The sequence below is a fragment of the Aminobacterium sp. UBA4908 genome, from assembly GCF_002398115.1.
GTDB classification, from domain to species: Bacteria; Synergistota; Synergistia; order Synergistales; family Aminobacteriaceae; genus Aminobacterium; species Aminobacterium mobile.
Window position 1 is genome coordinate 171,913 of sequence record NZ_DHCG01000007.1, and the last position, 18,383, is coordinate 190,295.

At 42.9% G+C, this 18,383-nt stretch carries 19 protein-coding genes and 3 tRNA genes; 18 read left to right on the forward strand and 4 right to left on the reverse strand.

The window, feature by feature from the left end; all coding sequences use genetic code 11:
• Positions 1 to 4 precede the first annotated feature (4 nt).
• The 3 genes from B4J50_RS07245 to B4J50_RS07255 are packed head-to-tail and all read left to right on the forward strand — an operon-like array spanning position 5 to position 2,222.
• Complete coding sequence (locus B4J50_RS07245) at positions 5 to 859, forward strand: peptidyl-prolyl cis-trans isomerase (protein ID WP_024822644.1); 855 nt, start codon at positions 5 to 7, stop codon at positions 857 to 859.
• A 20-nt stretch (positions 860 to 879) separates the two neighbouring features.
• Positions 880 to 1,320: a hypothetical protein gene (locus B4J50_RS07250; RefSeq protein WP_024822643.1), complete on the forward strand. Its 441-nt coding sequence runs from the start codon at positions 880 to 882 to the stop codon at positions 1,318 to 1,320.
• Positions 1,321 to 1,331: 11 nt separating this feature from the next.
• A complete protein-coding gene (locus B4J50_RS07255; protein WP_024822642.1) occupies positions 1,332 to 2,222 on the forward strand; it encodes a mechanosensitive ion channel family protein in 891 nt (296 codons plus the stop codon).
• On the opposite strand, the gene B4J50_RS07260 is transcribed toward B4J50_RS07255, so the two are convergent.
• Positions 2,191 to 3,963, reverse strand: coding sequence for a phosphodiester glycosidase family protein (locus B4J50_RS07260; protein ID WP_286954036.1), 1,773 nt, complete (start codon positions 3,961 to 3,963; stop codon positions 2,191 to 2,193). The genes B4J50_RS07255 and B4J50_RS07260 overlap by 32 nt on opposite strands.
• A 282-nt stretch (positions 3,964 to 4,245) precedes the next feature.
• Here B4J50_RS07260 and B4J50_RS07265 point away from each other — a divergent pair, with 282 nt between their 5' ends.
• The 3 genes from B4J50_RS07265 to speD all read left to right on the forward strand — a co-directional run bounded on the left by B4J50_RS07265 (position 4,246) and on the right by speD (position 5,590).
• Positions 4,246 to 4,848: a DUF4412 domain-containing protein gene (locus tag B4J50_RS07265; RefSeq protein WP_286845924.1), complete on the forward strand. Its 603-nt coding sequence runs from the start codon at positions 4,246 to 4,248 to the stop codon at positions 4,846 to 4,848.
• Positions 4,849 to 4,907: 59 nt separating this feature from the next.
• A tRNA-Ala gene (locus B4J50_RS07270) sits at positions 4,908 to 4,983 on the forward strand.
• A 193-nt stretch (positions 4,984 to 5,176) separates the two neighbouring features.
• On the forward strand, positions 5,177 to 5,590 hold the full coding sequence (gene speD / locus B4J50_RS07275) for an adenosylmethionine decarboxylase (RefSeq protein ID WP_024822639.1): 414 nt from the start codon (positions 5,177 to 5,179) through the stop codon (positions 5,588 to 5,590).
• Positions 5,591 to 5,686: 96 nt separating this feature from the next.
• Here the strand turns inward: speD and B4J50_RS07280 are convergent.
• Positions 5,687 to 5,762: transfer RNA gene (locus tag B4J50_RS07280), tRNA-Glu, on the reverse strand.
• 8 nt (positions 5,763 to 5,770) lie between these two features.
• Positions 5,771 to 5,844: transfer RNA gene (locus B4J50_RS07285), tRNA-Gln, on the reverse strand.
• 517 nt (positions 5,845 to 6,361) lie between these two features.
• Between B4J50_RS07285 and B4J50_RS07290 the strand changes: the two genes are divergently transcribed.
• The 7 genes from B4J50_RS07290 (at position 6,362) to lptB (ending at position 12,592) form a co-directional block, all read left to right on the forward strand.
• Entirely contained in the window at positions 6,362 to 7,702 is a 1,341-nt protein-coding gene (locus B4J50_RS07290; protein WP_024822638.1) for a sodium-dependent transporter, read from the forward strand.
• Between the two features lie 158 nt (positions 7,703 to 7,860).
• Positions 7,861 to 9,117, forward strand: a complete 1,257-nt coding sequence (locus B4J50_RS07295; protein ID WP_286845921.1) for a class II fructose-bisphosphate aldolase — start codon at positions 7,861 to 7,863, stop codon at positions 9,115 to 9,117.
• 111 nt (positions 9,118 to 9,228) lie between these two features.
• The gene (thrC, locus tag B4J50_RS07300) at positions 9,229 to 10,278 is read left to right on the forward strand and encodes a threonine synthase (RefSeq protein ID WP_024822636.1); all 1,050 of its coding nucleotides are present in this window, start codon (positions 9,229 to 9,231) and stop codon (positions 10,276 to 10,278) included.
• Positions 10,275 to 10,430 carry a hypothetical protein gene (locus tag B4J50_RS07305; RefSeq protein ID WP_286845918.1) on the forward strand — a complete coding sequence of 52 codons (156 nt, stop codon included), beginning with the start codon at positions 10,275 to 10,277 and terminating at the stop codon, positions 10,428 to 10,430. The genes thrC and B4J50_RS07305 overlap by 4 nt, the downstream gene beginning before the upstream one ends.
• Before the next feature lie 85 nt (positions 10,431 to 10,515).
• The gene (locus tag B4J50_RS07310; protein ID WP_286845916.1) at positions 10,516 to 11,001 is read left to right on the forward strand and encodes an ACT domain-containing protein; all 486 of its coding nucleotides are present in this window, start codon (positions 10,516 to 10,518) and stop codon (positions 10,999 to 11,001) included.
• Positions 11,002 to 11,106: 105 nt separating this feature from the next.
• Positions 11,107 to 11,883 carry an LptA/OstA family protein gene (gene lptC / locus B4J50_RS07315; RefSeq protein ID WP_286845914.1) on the forward strand — a complete coding sequence of 259 codons (777 nt, stop codon included), beginning with the start codon at positions 11,107 to 11,109 and terminating at the stop codon, positions 11,881 to 11,883.
• Positions 11,864 to 12,592 carry an LPS export ABC transporter ATP-binding protein gene (lptB, locus tag B4J50_RS07320; RefSeq protein ID WP_024822633.1) on the forward strand — a complete coding sequence of 243 codons (729 nt, stop codon included), beginning with the start codon at positions 11,864 to 11,866 and terminating at the stop codon, positions 12,590 to 12,592. Before lptC ends, lptB begins: the two co-directional genes overlap by 20 nt.
• Here the strand turns inward: lptB and B4J50_RS07325 are convergent.
• Positions 12,565 to 13,041, reverse strand: a complete 477-nt coding sequence (locus tag B4J50_RS07325; RefSeq protein ID WP_286954040.1) for a hydrogenase 3 maturation endopeptidase HyCI — start codon at positions 13,039 to 13,041, stop codon at positions 12,565 to 12,567. The two genes, lptB and B4J50_RS07325, sit on opposite strands and share 28 nt — an antisense overlap.
• 41 nt (positions 13,042 to 13,082) lie before the next feature.
• On the opposite strand from B4J50_RS07325, the gene murJ reads away from it, so the two are divergent.
• The 5 genes from murJ (at position 13,083) to groL (ending at position 18,380) form a co-directional block, all read left to right on the forward strand.
• A complete protein-coding gene (murJ, locus tag B4J50_RS07330) occupies positions 13,083 to 14,666 on the forward strand; it encodes a murein biosynthesis integral membrane protein MurJ (protein WP_024822631.1) in 1,584 nt (527 codons plus the stop codon).
• The gene (locus B4J50_RS07335; protein ID WP_024822630.1) at positions 14,653 to 15,201 is read left to right on the forward strand and encodes a hypothetical protein; all 549 of its coding nucleotides are present in this window, start codon (positions 14,653 to 14,655) and stop codon (positions 15,199 to 15,201) included. The genes murJ and B4J50_RS07335 overlap by 14 nt, the downstream gene beginning before the upstream one ends.
• A 5-nt stretch (positions 15,202 to 15,206) precedes the next feature.
• Positions 15,207 to 16,223, forward strand: coding sequence for a tRNA (adenosine(37)-N6)-threonylcarbamoyltransferase complex transferase subunit TsaD (tsaD, locus tag B4J50_RS07340; RefSeq protein ID WP_286845907.1), 1,017 nt, complete (start codon positions 15,207 to 15,209; stop codon positions 16,221 to 16,223).
• A gap of 198 nt (positions 16,224 to 16,421) precedes the next feature.
• A complete protein-coding gene (groES, locus tag B4J50_RS07345; protein WP_024822628.1) occupies positions 16,422 to 16,712 on the forward strand; it encodes a co-chaperone GroES in 291 nt (96 codons plus the stop codon).
• 30 nt (positions 16,713 to 16,742) lie between these two features.
• Complete coding sequence (gene groL, locus B4J50_RS07350; protein ID WP_286845905.1) at positions 16,743 to 18,380, forward strand: chaperonin GroEL; 1,638 nt, start codon at positions 16,743 to 16,745, stop codon at positions 18,378 to 18,380.
• Positions 18,381 to 18,383: the final 3 nt, after the last annotated feature.

Consider the following 18,383-nt stretch of genomic DNA (forward strand, 5'->3'; position numbering starts at 1 on the left):
AATCATGAGACGAAAAATCATAGGAACGAATCTACTCCTATGTTTGTTTCTGATAATGTTTATGGGGGAAGCTTGGGCAGGAAATGGTACCCCAATTGTTAAAGTAGAAAGTGAGACTATCAACATTGATGAACTTTTATCGTTGGTACGTCAACATACTAATGATGATGAAGCTTTAGCGGCTCTTGTAATTCAACAAATGAGCGACAGAGACCAGCGGGAGCTGTTACGTCAGATTACAGATATGCTTGTCCTGGCAGATAGAGCCCAACGTAAAGGACTTTATTATAATTCAGATGTAGCGGCACGTTTAAAGTGGGCTCGATTAAGTATTTTAGCAGAAGCTTATGTTTCTGATGCCTCAAAACATTGGGATTTGAGCGAATCTGCCTTAAAGACTTTTTATAAAACCCACCCTGATCTTTATACTGCAGAAGAGGCGTATCATTTTCGCCAGATTTTAGTAGGTACTGCTTCGGAAGCTCGTTTTATACTCTTACAGATATTAACGGGCAGGCCTTTTGAAAAAGCCGCAGCTGAAACGAGTCTGGATTTTTCTACTTCAAAAGAAGGAGGGGATATGGGATGGATGTCTAAAAAGGAACTCCCAGACCCCTTTAAAGATGCCGTTTCAATGAAACCAGGAGAACTCCGTGGTCCAATAAAAACTGATTATGGTTACCATATCCTTCAGCTCATAGAAAAAAAGGGAGGGAAACTTGCTCCCTACGAAGAGGTTGCTGAAAAAGTTCAAAAAGATCTAGAAGACGTTTATTTAGAAAAAGAAATAAAGGAGCTTAGTAAAAATACTGAAATTATGAATAATGTAGACGAGTTGAAACGAATTCGGATCCCCTAAAGAGAGGAGCGTCTATAACCATGGGTGATCGGCTGACAGTTTCTTCGTTTTCTTATCCGATGTGGGCAAGAATAGCTTCTTTGATAGTGGGTTTTTTGCTTGTATCTATAGGTATGGGAAAAATTTTTGCTCGTTCCATAACAGACCTAAAGTTGTTGCTTCCATATGTGTGCGTAGGGGTTATTTGTCTTTATATGGGCGGAATAAATGTAAGATTTTTTTTGTCAGATCAGGGGGTAGTACGAGAGTTCTCTAGCTGGGGGAAAAAAAAGGAAGAGCTCCTTCCGTGGAACACAATAATAGCTATTGATACTATTCAAAGAAAAAAGATTTTTAGTGCTTTTTTTATGAAGGAAACAGGAAAAGGATGGCAAGTTACTTTCCCTGTTGTTTTATGGGAAGATTTTCTGACAACGGTGAAAAAAGCTCGTCCAGATCTTTCTATACAAATCAAAAACTGAGGAGGGGCTATATGGGACAGATTAAGGCAGCATTCCCTTTTGCCCATCAAATAATGGTAATTATAGGTATTATTATAACGTGGTTTATTGTAAACAAAGTTGCTTTATTGGCTATTTCCAGGGGTTTTTCTTTAGTGTACAGATCAGTTGAGAAGAACGGGAAAAATGGTAATCGGCCGGTAGCTCTTCAGAGAATTGAAACATTAAGGGGAATTACGCTCAATATAGTGAAATGGGTGATAGGCGCTATTTTTGTTCTAAGCATAATAGGTAGTTTAGGGTTTAATATCACCCCGATTTTAACAGGTGTCGGGCTAGCGGGCCTGGGAGTTTCTATGGCTGCCCAAAATATTATTCGTGACTTTATAAATGGAATCTTTGTGGTAATAGAAGACCATTATGGGGTTGGAGATTGGATCCAAACAAATATGGGTAGTGGAACGGTTGAGAAACTAACCCTTCGCACCACCCATTTGAGAGATGTAGATGGGAATCTTATTATTATGCCAAACGGGAGCATTGATGGAGTTACAAATTACACAAAAAATTGGTCCCGAGCAGCTATTAAAATCAGAATTCCCTTTGATGCAGATACGCGAAAAGCCATGGCTATTATGGAAAAGGTAGCATTTGATTTAAAAGCAGAAAATCCGACGCTTTTTATTGGCGAACCTTCAGTTCAAGGGATCTTAGATTTTCTTGACAGCTCTACTCTTTTGAGAACGCTTTTTGATACCACTCCAGGCGACCAATGGGCTATGTCAAGAGAGTACCGTCTTAGAGTAAAGGAAGCCTTCGATAACGCTGGTATCCCTTTGGCAATTCCGCAAACCGGTGTGAGGCTTCAAACTTCAGGAAGCACACCTTCCTTTACGAAACGGGAGATCCCTCCCCGCCAGTAGTGCTGGGTGCGAAAAAGATTCCATAAGGGAGAGGTCTCTCTCTTCCCCCAGGAATGGCATTAATAATTTGTCCTTTCCAAACAAGTTCGGAAGACCCTCCTCCGTCAAGGTTCAAAACGGTGGATAGGCCGAGGTCGTTAGCGAGGCGAGCTGCTTCTAGAAGCGTTGCTCCTCCACTGTGCCATGGGTTACGACCATCTATTACTATCCACCATACCTTTTGTCCGTCAGTTCCTACTATAGTGCGTGGATGTTTCTCTTCTCTCAGCTTTTGAGAGAACCCTTCATTGCGTGTCTGAAGTTGCCCATCTTTGAGAAGCATTGGTCCACCTTGCAGGGCATAAGATGATCCATCCATAGAGGGGTCTCGCCACTCTATTTCCATAGAAATAGTTTTTCCTTCAGAGATGAAAGATTTAATCATATCTATGCCTATTCCGCGAGCGGCGAGAAGAAGGCTGTTATCTGGAACAGCTCGCTGAGAACGAATGAGAGATCCAGCTTCCGAAATACTGTCATTTCCGAAGAGATAAAGAACTGAATCTAGAGGAAGAGGTTTAAAGAACTGTCCTGCTATGGAAGAAAACAGCCCTAAACCATTCTCTGGAGGAACAGAATTAAGATCGGTTATAGGGGCTATACGATATTCGTCTCTTAATAGGGCACGGAATTCTCCATTCCCCCAGAAAGTAGCCCCTTCTTCGGTCCATCCCATAGCAGAACGCTGTGCATACGAGGGAGAAAGAGGAATGCCACGAACAATGAGGGTTCCTATTGGTTTTCTCGAAGAGAAAAAGCCACCATTAATAGCAGCTTCAGCTCTTGTTTTGTCGGTCATGTGTTTAAGAGGCAAAAGTGGTTGTCCTAAAGATGGAGCTGTTATGATGGTTGGTGTTTTCTGGATACCCTCTGTTTGAAGAGCTGCCCAAAAAAGGGCCTCGCTTTTTTGTTGACTGTGAGGAACGATTTTAGCGCCCAACTCCGTAGGTAAGGTTTCGAATATTTCCCATGCTTTAACAAAATTAGAGTATGGTCCTGTGTAAACAGTGTAGGTAGTTTCAGAATTAATAATAAAAGCAGAGAGCCCTTTTTGAGATAACTCTGCTTCTATTTTTTGTGCAGCAGTTGCATCTGGTGTTTCTGTTATAAAAATAGCCCAGGAAATAGGTGGTGTTCCGACCTTTTCTCTATGTATTCGAAGACTCGTGTGTTCTCCATAAAAAGTTTGATCCCAGATCATAGAGCGGCGGCATGAATAAAGCCAGTTGGCTAACTCAGCAAGGTCTTCTCTCTCAAGGTTTTGTCGGGGAAAGTTGATGAAGGGTTGTGGAGCCAGAGGAGAACAAAGAGCCCCTAGAGATAATGAAGGCAACATAAAAGGAGGGATATCTTCGTTTTCTTGAGGAGCCAAAAACTGAGCGATTTCTGCTTCGTGAGACCATCCCATGGCTTTGAAAGCAAAATGGAGAGCTTCTATTCGTGTGGCCTCCAAATCCGGGTGAAATTTTTCTCCGGGGAAAATAATCCCATAAGCTCGAGCTGTTTCTATTGCAGAAAAAAACGGATGATCTGTGGGCACATCGGAAAAACGATCTTGTCCTGTCCATCGAGGGAGATCTAATGTTTTAATTATGACCTCAGCCATTTCTCCACGACTAACAGCTGAAGCAGGTTGTAGGTTTACGCAAGATATGAGGAATAGAAGACCAATTAGCAATAGTGATGTCGTTTTTCTTCTCACAATTATCAAGACTCCTTTTATGTGTGTGTTTGGGTATTATTACTAGCTGCGACATTTAATGTAATTATTCAGCTCATGGCGAAATTACTTTATGTATGTTGCTATAAGTATTTTCTCATTGCCTCTTAGGGGAATCAATCAGACTCAGGGAGGGAAGTTGAAAGGGTATCTAGTCCTTTTTTCACGTGATAGCTTTCCCTTAATATTTTTAAGGTGTAGATGAATGTTCGATACTGTAGAATAATATGGAATTACCTAATTCTTCAAAAAGGAGGCGATGTGGTGAGGAATAGAATTATTTTGATTGCATTAACTGGCATCTTTGTTTTATGTGGCCTATCGTCATGGAGTTTTGCTGGAGCGAGTGTGGAGTTTGAGGCGAATTTTACTATAAATATCGAGGGAGAAGAAACGGAATCAGGACGTATTTATGTAAAGGGACAAAAATTTCGTCAGGAAGTAGAGGAGGACGGGGTAGCACGAATTGTTATTTCTGAAGGTCTTCAAGGGAATGTTCTCGTGATTTTGCCGGAAGAAGAAGCGTATCTGAAAATACCTTTGGATGGATGGAACGTAGCTATGGACCAAAAGAGCGCTGAAGAAACTTTACAAGGAAAAGCTGTCATGGAGAATCTTGGCAAGGAAAAAGTGAATGGATATGACTGTAACAAATATCGCTATACATACCGTGATCCTGATATGGGTGTTATGATAGTGTGGTTTTCTGAGAAACTCCAAGCCTCTATAAAGCATATTCAGACAGGCCCTTCTGGTACATCAGAGATGATACTTTCAGATATAAAAGAACATACAATACCTGATCACCTTTTCGAAGTTCCGAAAGGATACCAGGAGATGAATATTTTTGCTCCGGGAGGGAAATAACTGTTTTAGAGGTTGACAGAAGCTCTAGAGCTACTTATAATACTCACGTTCTGCGATGTGGGGCTATAGCTCAGCTGGGAGAGCGCTTGAATGGCATTCAAGAGGTCAGGGGTTCGAATCCCCTTAGCTCCACCAGATTATATAGCGGTCTATCTTTAAGGAGATAGGCCGTTTTTTTATCTCCTTATTCTTATATCTAAATCAAGAAAATTTATAAGAAAGGTTTTTATTGTTTTTATTTTCTTATGTGTTTTTTGCTCTTTTTGTAATATACTTATCCCACTTGAACCTAAGGTATGGTTGTTAGGCGTAAAGAGGAGGAGGGTACATGTCACCAAAAGGATATCACTTTATTGTTGAAGCTTCTGGGTGTGGTGATGTTATCGGACAGGTAGAGAAACTTCAGGAGATACTTGTAGAAGCGGCGAAGAGGGCGCATACTCAGGTTTGGTCCGTATCCTTTCACAGATTTCCTCCTAATGGGGTAAGTGGCGTAGTAGTGATCAGCGAATCGCATCTTTCTGTTCATACTTGGCCTGAAGCGCAGTATATGGCTCTCGATATATATACGTGTGGGGAACATAGCATGCCGGAAGCAGCGGTTCAGTATGTACTTGAGCAAATAGAGGCTACCCATACTCACATTACAGAGATAACTCGAGGAATTGACGATGGAGATCAACTCTATTATCACTCGTTTATCACTTGGGAAGAGAGACTAAAAGAGGGAAGCGAAGGGTAGAAAATTAGTTTTAAATAAAAAGGGGAAGCAAAAGCTTCCCCTTTAGTTTTCCCGTGCCCTCTTATCGAATCTTCTCGCTAAGCAACACGTTTATAATGGTAGCCCCAACGGGATTCGAACCCGTGTCTCCACCTTGAGAGGGTGACGACCTTGACCTCTAGTCGATGGGGCCTTTTTTACTGGCTGGGGAACCTGGATTCGAACCAGGATTACCTGATCCAGAGTCAGGCGTGCTGCCGTTGCACCATTCCCCAATCATATATATCCAATATCTGTGTCCATCACAGCGAAGGGTATATTATCATGGTCTTTATGAAACTGCAACCCTTTTCTTTTTAGAGTAACGAGAAGATCGATTTGAATTTTTTAAGAATACCTCTTCGGGAAAGAGCTTTGAAATATTTAATGAAATAGAATTTGACAAGTCTGAAAATAATATATAAGATAACGCTACTTTCAAGGATACAAAATACACTAATAGCAAGGAGGGGAACGCAGTGAATATCAATTGGAATATTTTAATTAACATAATAATTATACTCCTAGTTATTATTAGCTGCGGGTCCTCTTCCGGAGCGCCTACTGGCATTTGATTTTTTAGCCGGCAGACTTTTCGGGGTCGGACCCTTTTTAGGGTCTGACCCCTTTTTTTATCCGGTTATCATAATCATATTAAATTTTTAAAAAGCTAAATATTTAAAGATATAAATGAGGCTTATCACTGCGCATCTTTCTTTTTTGAATATTCAAATATTGATAGGAGGGGTTTTTGTGAAACAGGAAGAAACGGAAAGGGAACAATGGGGAAGCCAAGTTGGTTTTCTCCTCGCATCAGCAGGATCAGCAATTGGTCTTGGTAATATTTGGCGTTTCCCCTACATTACAGGGAAAAATGGAGGAGCAGCTTTTCTAGTGATATACGTTATTTTGGCATTCACTATTGGAGCGTCAATAATGCTGGCAGAGTTTGTCATCGGGCGTGCGGCGAAAAAAAATGCAGTGGGAGCTTTCAAGGAGCTAAAGGGAGGGGCCTGGCCTATCGTTGGTTGGATGGGACTAGTTGTGGCTTTTATTATCCTCTCGTACTATGCAGTTATAGGGGGATGGACTTTCGCTTATATTTTCAAGTCGTTCACAGGCCTCATGTCTCTTCATGATACGTCGGCTGCTCAGAATGCTTTTCTAGGCTTTATTGCCAATCCCACTCAAGTTCTTTTTGCTTTTTTTGCTTTTATGCTTATGGTTGTTCTTGTAGTGTATAAAGGCATTGGACAAGGTATTGAGCGGGCCAGCAAAATCCTCATGCCAGGACTTTTTGTCATCATACTCATTCTTGTTGCCAGGGCTTTGACGCTTCCCGGAGCATCGAAAGGTGTTGCTTTTTATCTTAAACCCGACTTTTCCAAAGTTACTGGGGGCACGATTATTGATGCTTTGGGACAGGCTTTTTATTCCCTTTCTCTCGGCATGGGGGTCCTCATTACTTTTGGCAGTTACATTGGCAAGAATGAAAATATTCCAAAATCAGTTGCCATAGTTACTCTTCTTGATACCCTTGTTGCTTTTCTTGCAGGATTAATCATTTTCCCTACTGTTTTCTCTTTTGGTATTGATGCGGGAGCAGGTGCAGGCCTTACTTTTATAACTTTGCCCGCAGTCTTTTCGAAGATGTGGGGTGGTATGGTTTGGTCGGGGCTCTTTTTTGCACTTCTTTTTATAGCTGCACTTACCTCGTCGGTATCTCTTTTTGAGGTGGTCGTTTCTTACTGTAAAGATGAATTGGGCTGGAGCAGAGGAAAGAGTTCCTTTCTTATGGGAACGGCTATCTTCCTTCTTGGAATTCCATCAGCTCTCTCCCAGGGTGCCTATCCCATTAATCTTTTTGGTAAGAGTTTTCTCGATGCCATGGATTGGATCTGCAATAACATTCTTTTAACTACAGGCGGTCTTTTGATCTCCCTTTTTGTAGGATGGGTTGTAACAGATAGAATCAAAGATAATGTTTCCAATAAAGGCAGACTCAACTTTGCCTTTATGTCACCGTGGCTTTTGATACTGCGTTTTTTTGCTCCTATAGCTATTGTTCTAATTATGTGGAATGGCCTTCGTTAGGGGCTTTTCATAAGTAGAGAGGACATCTTAATTTTATAAGATGTCCTCTCTTTTTTTTAGTTGAAAACCTTGTGGTATAGTGTATCGTATATCATCCTATGGGAGTCTACCTTTGAGATAGAAAATTAATGAAAATTGTACAAGGAGCGTGACAACGGATGAGAACGAACAGCGCCTCATATAAGGAGATGCTGAAAAAACGCCCTCTGAATGTTCAGGCTTTGTGGGGAAATGAAGAAGTTGGATTAGTCAGTGGTCGTGATATTGTTCGAGCTTTTAGAGAAGCGAATGCTATTATTCTTGCTGCTAATGCACGAAACCCTTTGACGGTAAAAGGAGTTTTCAGAGCTGCTAAAAAATTGAATGCTGCTGTTTTTATCGAGATTGCAAAGTCAGAATCGACATATTGTGCTGGCAATTTTGATAACCTTCCAGAATATGCAGTGAAAACATCTTCCGAGTTGGGGCATGGTGTAATTTTTGGCCTTCACGTCGATCATTATGCTATTAAATCCGAAGCGGATCTTTTTAAGGCAGTGAGTCACATCCCTTCGGTTATTCAAAAGGGATGGACCTCTGTTGCTATAGATGCATCTCATCTGCCAGATTGGGAAAATTTGTGCAATACTCGAGATGTAGCTATGCATATTCCTGCCTATCTTGGCTTAGAAGTGGAAGTTGGCGAGATAAAAGGGCCAGGGGAATTGACAACAGTAGAAGAAGCAAAATTCTTTATCGGTGGCCTCAATGCTTGGGGAATTTTCCCTGATTTGCTTGCTATATCCAATGGAAGTCTTCATGGGACTTACGATACAGGACAACAAGAGGGTATCGACCTTGATCGAACGTTGGAAATAGCTCAGGCAATCCGCCCTTATGGTGTTTCCATCGCACAACATGGTATCTCTGGAACTCCTATAGAAAAAGTTGCCAAATTTGCCAAGTATGGGATTAACAAAGGGAATGTAGCTACTCTTTTCCAAAATATAGTATTTGGAATCAAGATGGATCCAGATACAGGAAATGCTATAACAGAAAAAGGTTCTTATGTAAAAGAATCTCACCGAGGTGTTTCTGAAGAGACATGGAAGAAAATTGTGGAATGGTGCGATGCTCAGGGCTACAGCCGTAAAGATGGAAATTATAAAAGATCCAACCTTCCTATGGGCAAGTATATTATGAATGAATCTCCTGAGATCATCGGGCGTATCATAGATGAAACTGAAGAGTGGGCTACGCGTTTTATAAAAGCCTTTAATGCAGAAAACTCAGCGGAAAAAGTGCTGGAAGTAATTTCTCGACGGCAGGATTATAACGGGGCTCCTGAACAAGCTATTTTGGGAGCTCGGGCCAATTATAATAAAGAAACAGCGCCAGATCTTAGCAAAAAGGATAATAAAGACTATTCCGACTAGCTTCGCCGCAGGGTAGAGCGGAATCGCGAGTGAAGCCCACATCCGCTCCGGGGCTGGAGTGGTGTGGGCTTTTATGTATAATATAACGCCGAGAGGAGGGGGAGATAGTAGATGCCAAGATTAGGGATCCTTTGTCGATATGAACAGCATCTTCCATTGACGGAGGCCACTCCTCGTATATCGCTTTTTGAGGGGGAAACGCCTCTTTTCCCTCTACGCCATCTCAGCCGAGAACTATCAGTGGTTCTTTGGGCAAAATTTGAGGGTCTGAATCCAACGGGGTCTTTTAAAGATCGCGGAATGGTTATGGCCGCTGCTAAAGCATTAGAGGAGGGGAGTAGAGCCTTTATTTGCGCCTCTACAGGTAATACCTCTGCTTCTGCAGCTGCTTATGCGGCACTGGTAGGGCTGCCTTGCTTCGTGTTGCTCCCGGCAGGGAAGGTGGCTCTTGGTAAGCTGACACAAGCTCTTATACATGGAGCCAAAGTTGTAGCGATTCGAGGAAATTTTGATGAAGCCTTGGAACTAGCTCATCAAGGAGCTTTAGCGAAAAAACTTACGCTTGTTAACTCTTTGAATCCTTTCCGCCTTTTGGGACAGAGAACTGCTGCGTGGGAGATTTGCGATGAATTGACAGATATGCCTGATTGGATTGTTCTTCCAGTAGGCAATGCGGGCAATATTAGCGCCTACGGAGCAGCCTTGGAGTATTATCGAGAAATAGGTAAAATTCATAAAATACCTCGCCTTATAGGGGTACAAGCAGAGGGGGCAGCTCCTCTTGTCTTGGGACATACGATAGAGAACCCAGACACTATAGCTGCTGCTATACGCATAGGAAACCCCGTGAATAGGGAGAAAGCTTTGCATGCAGTAGAAATAAGTCGAGGGCAGTTTTTTTCTGTTTCTGACGATGAAATTCTTTCAGCACAGAAAGAATTGGCTTCTCATGAAGGCCTTTTTGCCGAGCCCGCATCTTGTGCTCCTGTGGCGCTACTCTGCAAACTTAAAAAATTAGGCAAGCTTCCGGAGGGCATTCAAATTGTGGTGGTCCTTACAGGGAATGGCTTAAAAGATCCAGATGCACCTCTCCAGGGGATTCCCGATCTAAGTGTAGTCGATGGAACCCTAGAAGCTCTTGGAGGCATATTGGGCCTATGAGACACCTTTTTCGAGTTTGTGCGTCTGATCCGATCACAAATTGTAGCTCTGATGCTGCTATAAGTGGTTTGGACCCTAGTATGATAGCCTTTCCCGAGGGGACTATCGGAGAAGATGCCCCAACTCGTGTGTTCTATTTTTTCGAGGCATAGAATCCGTTTTCGTTTTTTTGTTTTGTCGGAAGAGAGTGAAGGATTTTGTCTCTTATAAAATAATAACAGTCGGGAGGTTCTCATAATGCAAAATATAAACAGAGAAAAGACCTCAAGTCTCATTTTTCTTGATCTGGATGTGGCGAAAGTAGCCCTCCTTGGAGTGCCAGATATTCCAGGCATAGCAGCCTCCCTCTTTGCAGCCCTTGCTGAAGTAGAAATCGATGTAGAGATGATTGTTCAGAGCGTTATGAGAGGACAAGTGAATGATATAGCTTTTTTAGTGAGAAAAAGCGGGCTTGAGGGAGCTATCCGTGTTTGTCGGGCTGTTTCTATGGAGATTGATGCTCAAGGGGTTATCTTCGATACAGAGATAGCAAAGATATCTGTTTCTTCGTTGCCCTCTGATAAGAGGGATTTCCCTGCTAGAGTTTTTAGCGCTCTAGCCCATCAAGGAGTAAATATTGATATGATTTTAGCTCTTCCTTCTAGCGTAACGTGTGTTGTAGCTGCAGCGAAGGTAGAAGAGGCTTTCGAAGCGTTGAAACAAGAACTTGGGGGCTGTGAGTAGATAAGTTTAGATTATGTCTCTGGGCTTGCCATGCGAGAGCGTGAAAAGGTAGAATAACGGCGGCATTTGAATGTCTAATTTTTTTCTCAGAATGGTGTGAGTGGGATGCATAAATGCTTAAGACAGCTAAAGTTATTCGTCCCCTTTTGTTTCCTTTTAATTTGGGCGGGGGTTCTTTGGGGAGAAGAAGCCCGGATAACAGCGGAAAATATGTCTTATGATTCCAAAACGGGGGCTTTTGTAGCGGAAAAAAATGTTCGAATAGAGCGAGTGGAGTTATTTATTACAGCTCCGCGAGGAGATGGAAATCTCAAGAGTCGAAAAATAACCCTCAGTGGGGGAGTTCATATTGGCGGGAAGTGGGAGCAGGAGCCAGTTGATCTTTCCTGTAATTCTTTAGATGGTGATTTGTCTCAGGATGGTGAATATATTCTTCGAGAAAAGGTTTCCGGATACTTCGGCACTCGTTCCATTGACGCTGATGAGCTTAATATGAGTAAAATAGCTTTCTCTTCAAAGAAAGTGCGGAAATTTGAGGATAGCCAGCAGAAAATTTTTGTTTCAGCTGAATCGGTGAAGGGTACCATAAAAGAAGGACAGACCACAGATATAAACGCTTCAGGAAATGTGGTGATAATTTTTACCGGCACAGATGGGCAAAAAACCCGTATCACCGGTTCCACGGCTACCTATTCAAAAGCTCAGGACTTGTTGCGAGTGCGTGGGAACGCAGTAGCTCTGCAGTTGGATCGCACTTTACGGGCAGAAGAGATCTTGTACTCGCCAGGAACAGGTAAAATGGAGGCCTCAGGGCAACCGCAGGTTACTTTCCAGCTTCATGAAAAGAAAGGGAACGATGCAAATGAGCGCAAAGACTCTTAAAGCTCGAGAGGTCTGCAAAGCATACAAGGGAAGAACTGTGGTCTCTTCTGTCGATATTGATGTGCATATGGGAGAGATTGTGGGGCTTCTTGGTCCTAATGGGGCTGGTAAAACTACGACATTCTATATGATTGTAGGTCTTATAAAGCCAGATTCTGGACGGGTTATGATTGATGAAAAAGACATCACTTCTCTTCCGATGTATCGCCGAGCAAGAATAGGAGTAGGCTATCTTCCTCAAGAGGCATCAGTTTTTAGAAATCTTTCAGTGCAAGAGAATATAGAACTTGTTTTACAGGAACTTGGTCGGCCTAAAAAAGAGATAGAGAAAATGGTGGAGCACATTCTTGACGAACTGGGGCTTACCGATCTGGCAGATGTTCCAGGTTATGCTCTCAGCGGAGGAGAGCGACGGAGGGTAGAAATCGCACGGTGCCTTTCTATCATGCCGGATTTTGTTCTGCTAGATGAGCCCTTTAGTGGTATTGACCCCATAGCAGTCTACGATATCCAGCAAATCATACTAAGCCTGAGAGCGAAAGGGTACGGTATATTGCTTACAGACCATAATGTGCGCGATACTTTGGCGATTACTGATCGTACATACTTAATTCACCAGGGCGAAATTATTATTGAGGGCCCACCTGATGAAGTAGCTCAGAGCGAAGTCGCTCGCAAATTCTATTTAGGCGATCGCTTCTCTTGGTAAAGAAGAGGGATATTTTCCCATTTGCCAGAGAGTAGCAAAGATATAAGTTCTAATGCTGCATTTTGAACTGGCAGAGAAAGGGAATCACCCAATTCTTGCGAATATGGTTGTATTCCGATAAAAATAATAGGTATTTCTTGAGCCTTTTCTTTTAACAACAGATCTAAGGGGAGTCCGTGAGTGCTAAATGTGGCATTTTGTATTTCTTCAAAGGGTATCTGACGTGTGGATCCCGGAGGAAGCCCCATATCGGCTGCGTCTACTATAAGCAGCAGGTCTGGGTGTTGTCGTTGCAAGTCGCCAATATAATTTTCCGGAGTTGTTTCGCAATTAATAGCGCAGATGGGATGTTCCATCTCTTTTTTCTGTAAATATTGGGCGACAAACGGACCAACTCCATCGTCACCAAAGAGGGGATTTCCTGTACCCCAAAGAATAATAAAGCTCATATAAAGTACCTCATTTCCTTGTTGTTCAGGAGGCGTCGTTCATGTCCTCTCGTGTTTCCAGAATGGTTCGCCACGCATTAGTTATGATGGTGGGAACTTTTGCCAGCCGAATTTTAGGGTTGGCTCGTGAAATTGTTACGGCAGCTCTTTTTGGTGCATCGAGCGAACTCGATGCTTTTTATATTGCTTATACTTTAGCAAATTTATCCCGACAAATGTTGGCTGAAGGAGCTTTGTCGGCGGCATTTGTTCCTGTTTTTTCTCAAAGCTTGGCTCAAAAAGGCAAAGAGAGGGCAGCATATCTGGCGAAACAAGCTTTTTCTATTCTCCTCATTGCCGGATTTTCAGTGGTCTTAGTGGGGATATTCTTTTCCCCCCTTCTTGTGAAAATTATGGCCCCTGGCTTCGATGCTGTCAAAGCATCTCTCGCTGTCTCAATGACGCGTTGGCTGTTTCCGTTCCTATTACTTGTTTCTTTAGCGGCTTTGGCCATGGGAGTGCTAAACAGTCTCGATTCTTATTTTGTCCCGGCCATAGCGCCAGCTCTTAGTAACGTTGTTTATTTATTGGTTCTGTTTCTGTTGGTTTCTCGTTGTGGGATATGGACCCTTGTTGTTGCTGTTTTGGCTGGAGGTGTTTGTCAATGGGGGCTTCAATGGTTTTGGAGTGCCTGGAAAGGTGTTCCTCTTGTACCAGCGAAGCCTGATCGTCATGATAAAGATCTGAGAAAAATGATGACACTCTTTTTCCCTTACGCATTAGGACTTTCCCTTAACCAGGTCAATCCGGTAGTGAGTCGGATGTTAGGGTCTTTTTTACAGGACGGAGCCATCTCAGTATTGAACTACGCCAATAGAGTAATACAACTCCCGTTAGGACTTTTCGTCATAGCAATCTCCCAAGCTGTTTTGCCAGAACTTTCACGATGTGCAACTGGTGATAACCACGAGTTTAAAGAGACTGTTCAGGACTCCGTTCGTTTTGCTCTTTTTATAGTACTTCCGGTAACAGTGGGACTGATTCTTGTCTCCGACGAAGTTGTTAATTTTCTTTTTTATCGAGGTGCTTTTGATAGTTGGGCCTGGCATGCCACTGGTAAGGCTCTTGCAATGTACGCTTGGGGGTTACCCGGCATGGCTTGTACTACCATTTTTTTGCGGGGACTTTATGCTCAGAGCAGCCCTCGGGCAGCTTTAATGGTCACAGCTTCCAGCGTGGTATTCAATATTATATTCTGTCTTCTCCTAATCAAACCCATGGGATTTTCAGGGCTTGCTCTTGCTACTTCTCTCGGGTTTACGGTCTCAGCTATTGTAGGTGGATATTTACTTTCGAAAGTTATGGAAAAACCCCTTCATATCTTTACCGTACAATGGAGCGGCCGAATAGTAGGAATTTTAGCTATTATGTCTGGTGCTGTTTGGCAATACCGGAAATTTTTACTCTACCCAGTTGGAGCTTCTCTTCCCATGAAAGGTATCTGGATTTTAGCAGTTTTCATTATTGGAGCAGTGGTATATGGAGGCTGTACATGGTTCTTTAGTTTTAAAGAATGGGGATGGCTTATGGGGGCTTTCTCTAAAAAACGTTCCTTCAGAGGAGAGAACATGGATGACAAAAAATAGATCATTAAAGTTGTTTTTACTCGTGATATGTGGATTCACTTTAATTTCTTCTTGCTCTTGTATTGCAGAAGCAAAAGAGTTGCAGCAGCTCATGGATGAGCGAACCGTTTCCTTCTGGATTGAAGGTGAAGTTTTGGGAGATATGGTCATAGGGGCCAGGGCGCAAGTTGCCCTCGTATATATTGATGGAACCCTCTCTAAGGCTCTGGTCTCTGATCCCCAGGCTCCTGAGTGGCTAAAATGGCATGCTAGCCATTTTAGCAGTAAAGATTTGAAGGGAAGGGCTCTCTTTGCTATGCGTTATAAAACTCAAAAACGATGGAATTTTGAGCCCAAAATGTTACAGATCGGTGATTACGTAATAAAAGATGAAGATGTTTTAACGAGCAAAGATTTTATGATAGTAGGGGACATTCCTCCAGATACTACGGGAACTTTAGCTTTTTCCGTCCCGGGGAAATACGTAAAAAAAGGACAGAATATAACTGTAGTCTGTGGAAAGGATTCGGAAGTCTTTGCCGTCCCAAAGAGGTGACAATAGTGAATTCTAATTTTTTGACCTTGGGAATAGAGAGTAGCTGTGACGATACGGCTGTTTCTGTTCTAGAGGGGCAACGTAATGTTAAAGCAGATTTTATTTCAAGCCAGATCAAAGAACATGCCCCTTTTGGAGGTGTTGTTCCGGAATTTGCATCGAGAATGCATCTCGAAGCGATTTTACCCCTTATACAGGCGGCCTTTAGCCAAGCTGGAATTAGTGATCCTGCTTCAGAACTTTCCCTGATAGCAGTTACCGCAGGTCCGGGACTCATGGGATCGCTCATGGTTGGAGTCATGACAGCTAAGGCCTTTGCCCAATCATGGGGAGTACCTCTATTAGGAGTTAATCACCTGGAAGGCCATCTCTTTGCTAATGTAGTGGCTTCTGAAGATCTTCTTCCTCCTTTTATCTGTCTCATCGTTTCTGGGGGGCATACTGAAATTATACTTGTAGAAGATTGGGGTCAATATCAGCTTCTCGGAGAAACAAGAGATGATGCCGCTGGAGAGGCTTATGATAAGGTTGCAAAACTCTTAGGCCTCGGATATCCTGGGGGGCCTGTTATTGATAGGCTGGCACAACAAGGAAATCCAGAGGCTTTTCGTTTTCCTGTTCCTCTTAAAGGCAGTAATGAAATTGCTTTTAGTTTTAGTGGTTTGAAAACGGCGGTACTTTGGACAGTAAATGAGTTGCAAAAAAGCAAGACAGATCTACCTGTTGCAGATATTTGTGCCTCTTTCCAGCGAGCGGCTGTTACGGCGTTAGTTTCCAAACTGGAACGGGCCACTGAAGTGACGGGGATTCAGAAAATAGCTATATCAGGAGGAGTAGCTGCTAACAAGGGTCTCAGAAAAGAGTTATTGAAGAGGAAATATTGGGAAGTATTTATTCCGCCTGTAATTAGATGTACTGATAATGCCGTTATGATAGCTGCTGCTGGATATAATAGCTTTCAGCGAGGGAATATTTCAGATCTTTCTCTTGCTCCTAACCCTTCTTGGCACCTGCTTTCGTAGTGATGAGTATCAAAAAACTGATAAAAAGAGAGATATAAAGAGATAGTATCGTATTTATAGAGATAAACTCTATTATTTATGATTATTTATCCTTGAGATAAAAAAGCATGAGAATTAATATTTAAACCGTTCAGTTAGCACTCGACACGAAGGAGTGCTAACATCTTAAAGGATAATATTTCAGGGAGGGATTTTCGAATGAACTTAAAACCGCTTGGTGATCGTCTCGTCGTTAAGGTCATCAATCAGGAAGAAAAAACCAAGGGAGGCATCGTTCTTCCAGATACTGCCAAAGAGAAACCCCAGGAAGGGGAAGTTATAGCTATTGGAACTGGGAAAGTGCTTGAGAACGGACAGAAGCTTCCATTGGAAGTTAAAGTTGGTGACCGTATCATATTCAGCAAATATGCCGGTACTGAGATCAAGCTTGACGGAGAAGAGTTTGTGATCTTCAGTGAGCGAGACGTTCTTGCTATTGTAGAGAAATAAGAGACGAGATAACTAAGGAGGAATGTAAAAATGGCGAAGATCCTTACTTTTAATGAAGATGCACGCCATGCTATGTTGCGTGGTATTGATAAAGTAGCCGATACAGTTGGTGTGACCCTTGGGCCTAAGGGGCGCAATGTAGTTTTGGAGAAAAAATTTGGATCCCCTACTATTACGAACGATGGTGTTACCATTGCAAAAGAAATAGACCTTGAGGATCCTTTCGAGAACACAGGGGCACAGCTGGTCAAAGAAGTTGCTTCTAAGACCAATGATGTAGCTGGTGACGGTACCACTACAGCTACAGTACTTGCCCGAGCCATTATCCGTGAGGGAATGAAAAACGTAGCAGCTGGTGCTAATGGCATGTTGATGCGCCAGGGAATTGAAAAGGCCATTGATTTTGTAGTGGACGAACTGAAGAAGATGGCCATTCCCGTGAAGAATCGAGATAAGATTGCTCAGGTTGCCGCTATCTCTGCTAATGATTTTGCTGTTGGACAGCTTATTGCTGAAGCCATGGAGAAAGTGGGACAGGATGGCGTCATTACTGTGGAAGATAGCCAGACTGTAGGAACGACTCTTGAGATGGTAGAAGGACTTCAGTTTGATAAGGGGTACATTAGCCCTTACATGATCACTGATCCTGAGAGAATGGAAGTTGCTTTTGATGATGCGTATATCTTGATTCATGATGGCAAGGTAAGCAACATTAAAGATCTTCTTCCTGTTCTTGAAAAAGTTGTCCAGACTGGAAAGCCTCTTCTGATTATTGCTGAGGATGTGGAAGGAGAAGCCCTTGCCACTCTAGTTGTGAATAAGCTGAGAGGTGTCATGCAGATAGCTGCCGTTAAGGCTCCTGGCTTTGGCGAGCGTCGCAAGGCAATGCTGAACGATATTGCCATTGTGACTGGTGGCCAGGTTGTGAGTGAGGATTTGGGTATTAAACTTGAAAGCGCTGACATCTCTATGCTTGGTAAAGCTAAAAAGATTCGTATTACAAAAGAGGAGGCCACTATTGTAGAAGGTGCTGGTTCCTCTGAAGAGATCCGCAAGCGCGCAGCTCAGATCCGAAAAGAGCTTGAGGAATCCACTTCTGAGTATGATAAAGAGAAACTTCAGGAACGTCTTGCCAAACTTGTGGGTGGCGTAGCCGTTGTTCAGGTCGGTTCAGCTACAGAGACGGAGCAGAAAGAACTGAAGCATCGTATAGAGGATGCGTTGAATGCAACAAGAGCAGCTGTCGAAGAAGGCATTGTAGCTGGCGGCGGAGTTGCTATCATCAACTGCATTTCTTCTCTTGATAAGTTTATAGGGAACCTTGAAGGTGATGTGAAAACTGGCGGAACGATTATTCTCAATGCTCTCACGGCACCTCTTCATTTGATCGCCCAGAACGCAGGGTATCAGGGTGATGTGGTGGTAGAGAAAGTTCGCGGTCTAAAAGCAGGTCAGGGACTTGACGCAGCTACTGGCGAGTATGTGGATATGATTGAGGCCGGCATTATCGATCCTGTAAAAGTAACGAGAAGTGCCCTTCAGAATGCTGGTTCTATTGCTGCCATGGTTCTCACCACAGAGGCTATTGTTGCTGACAAGCCAGAACCCAAGAGCGCTGCTCCTATGCCTGGTGGAGCAGGAATGGGTGGTATGGAGGGAATGTACTAGGAG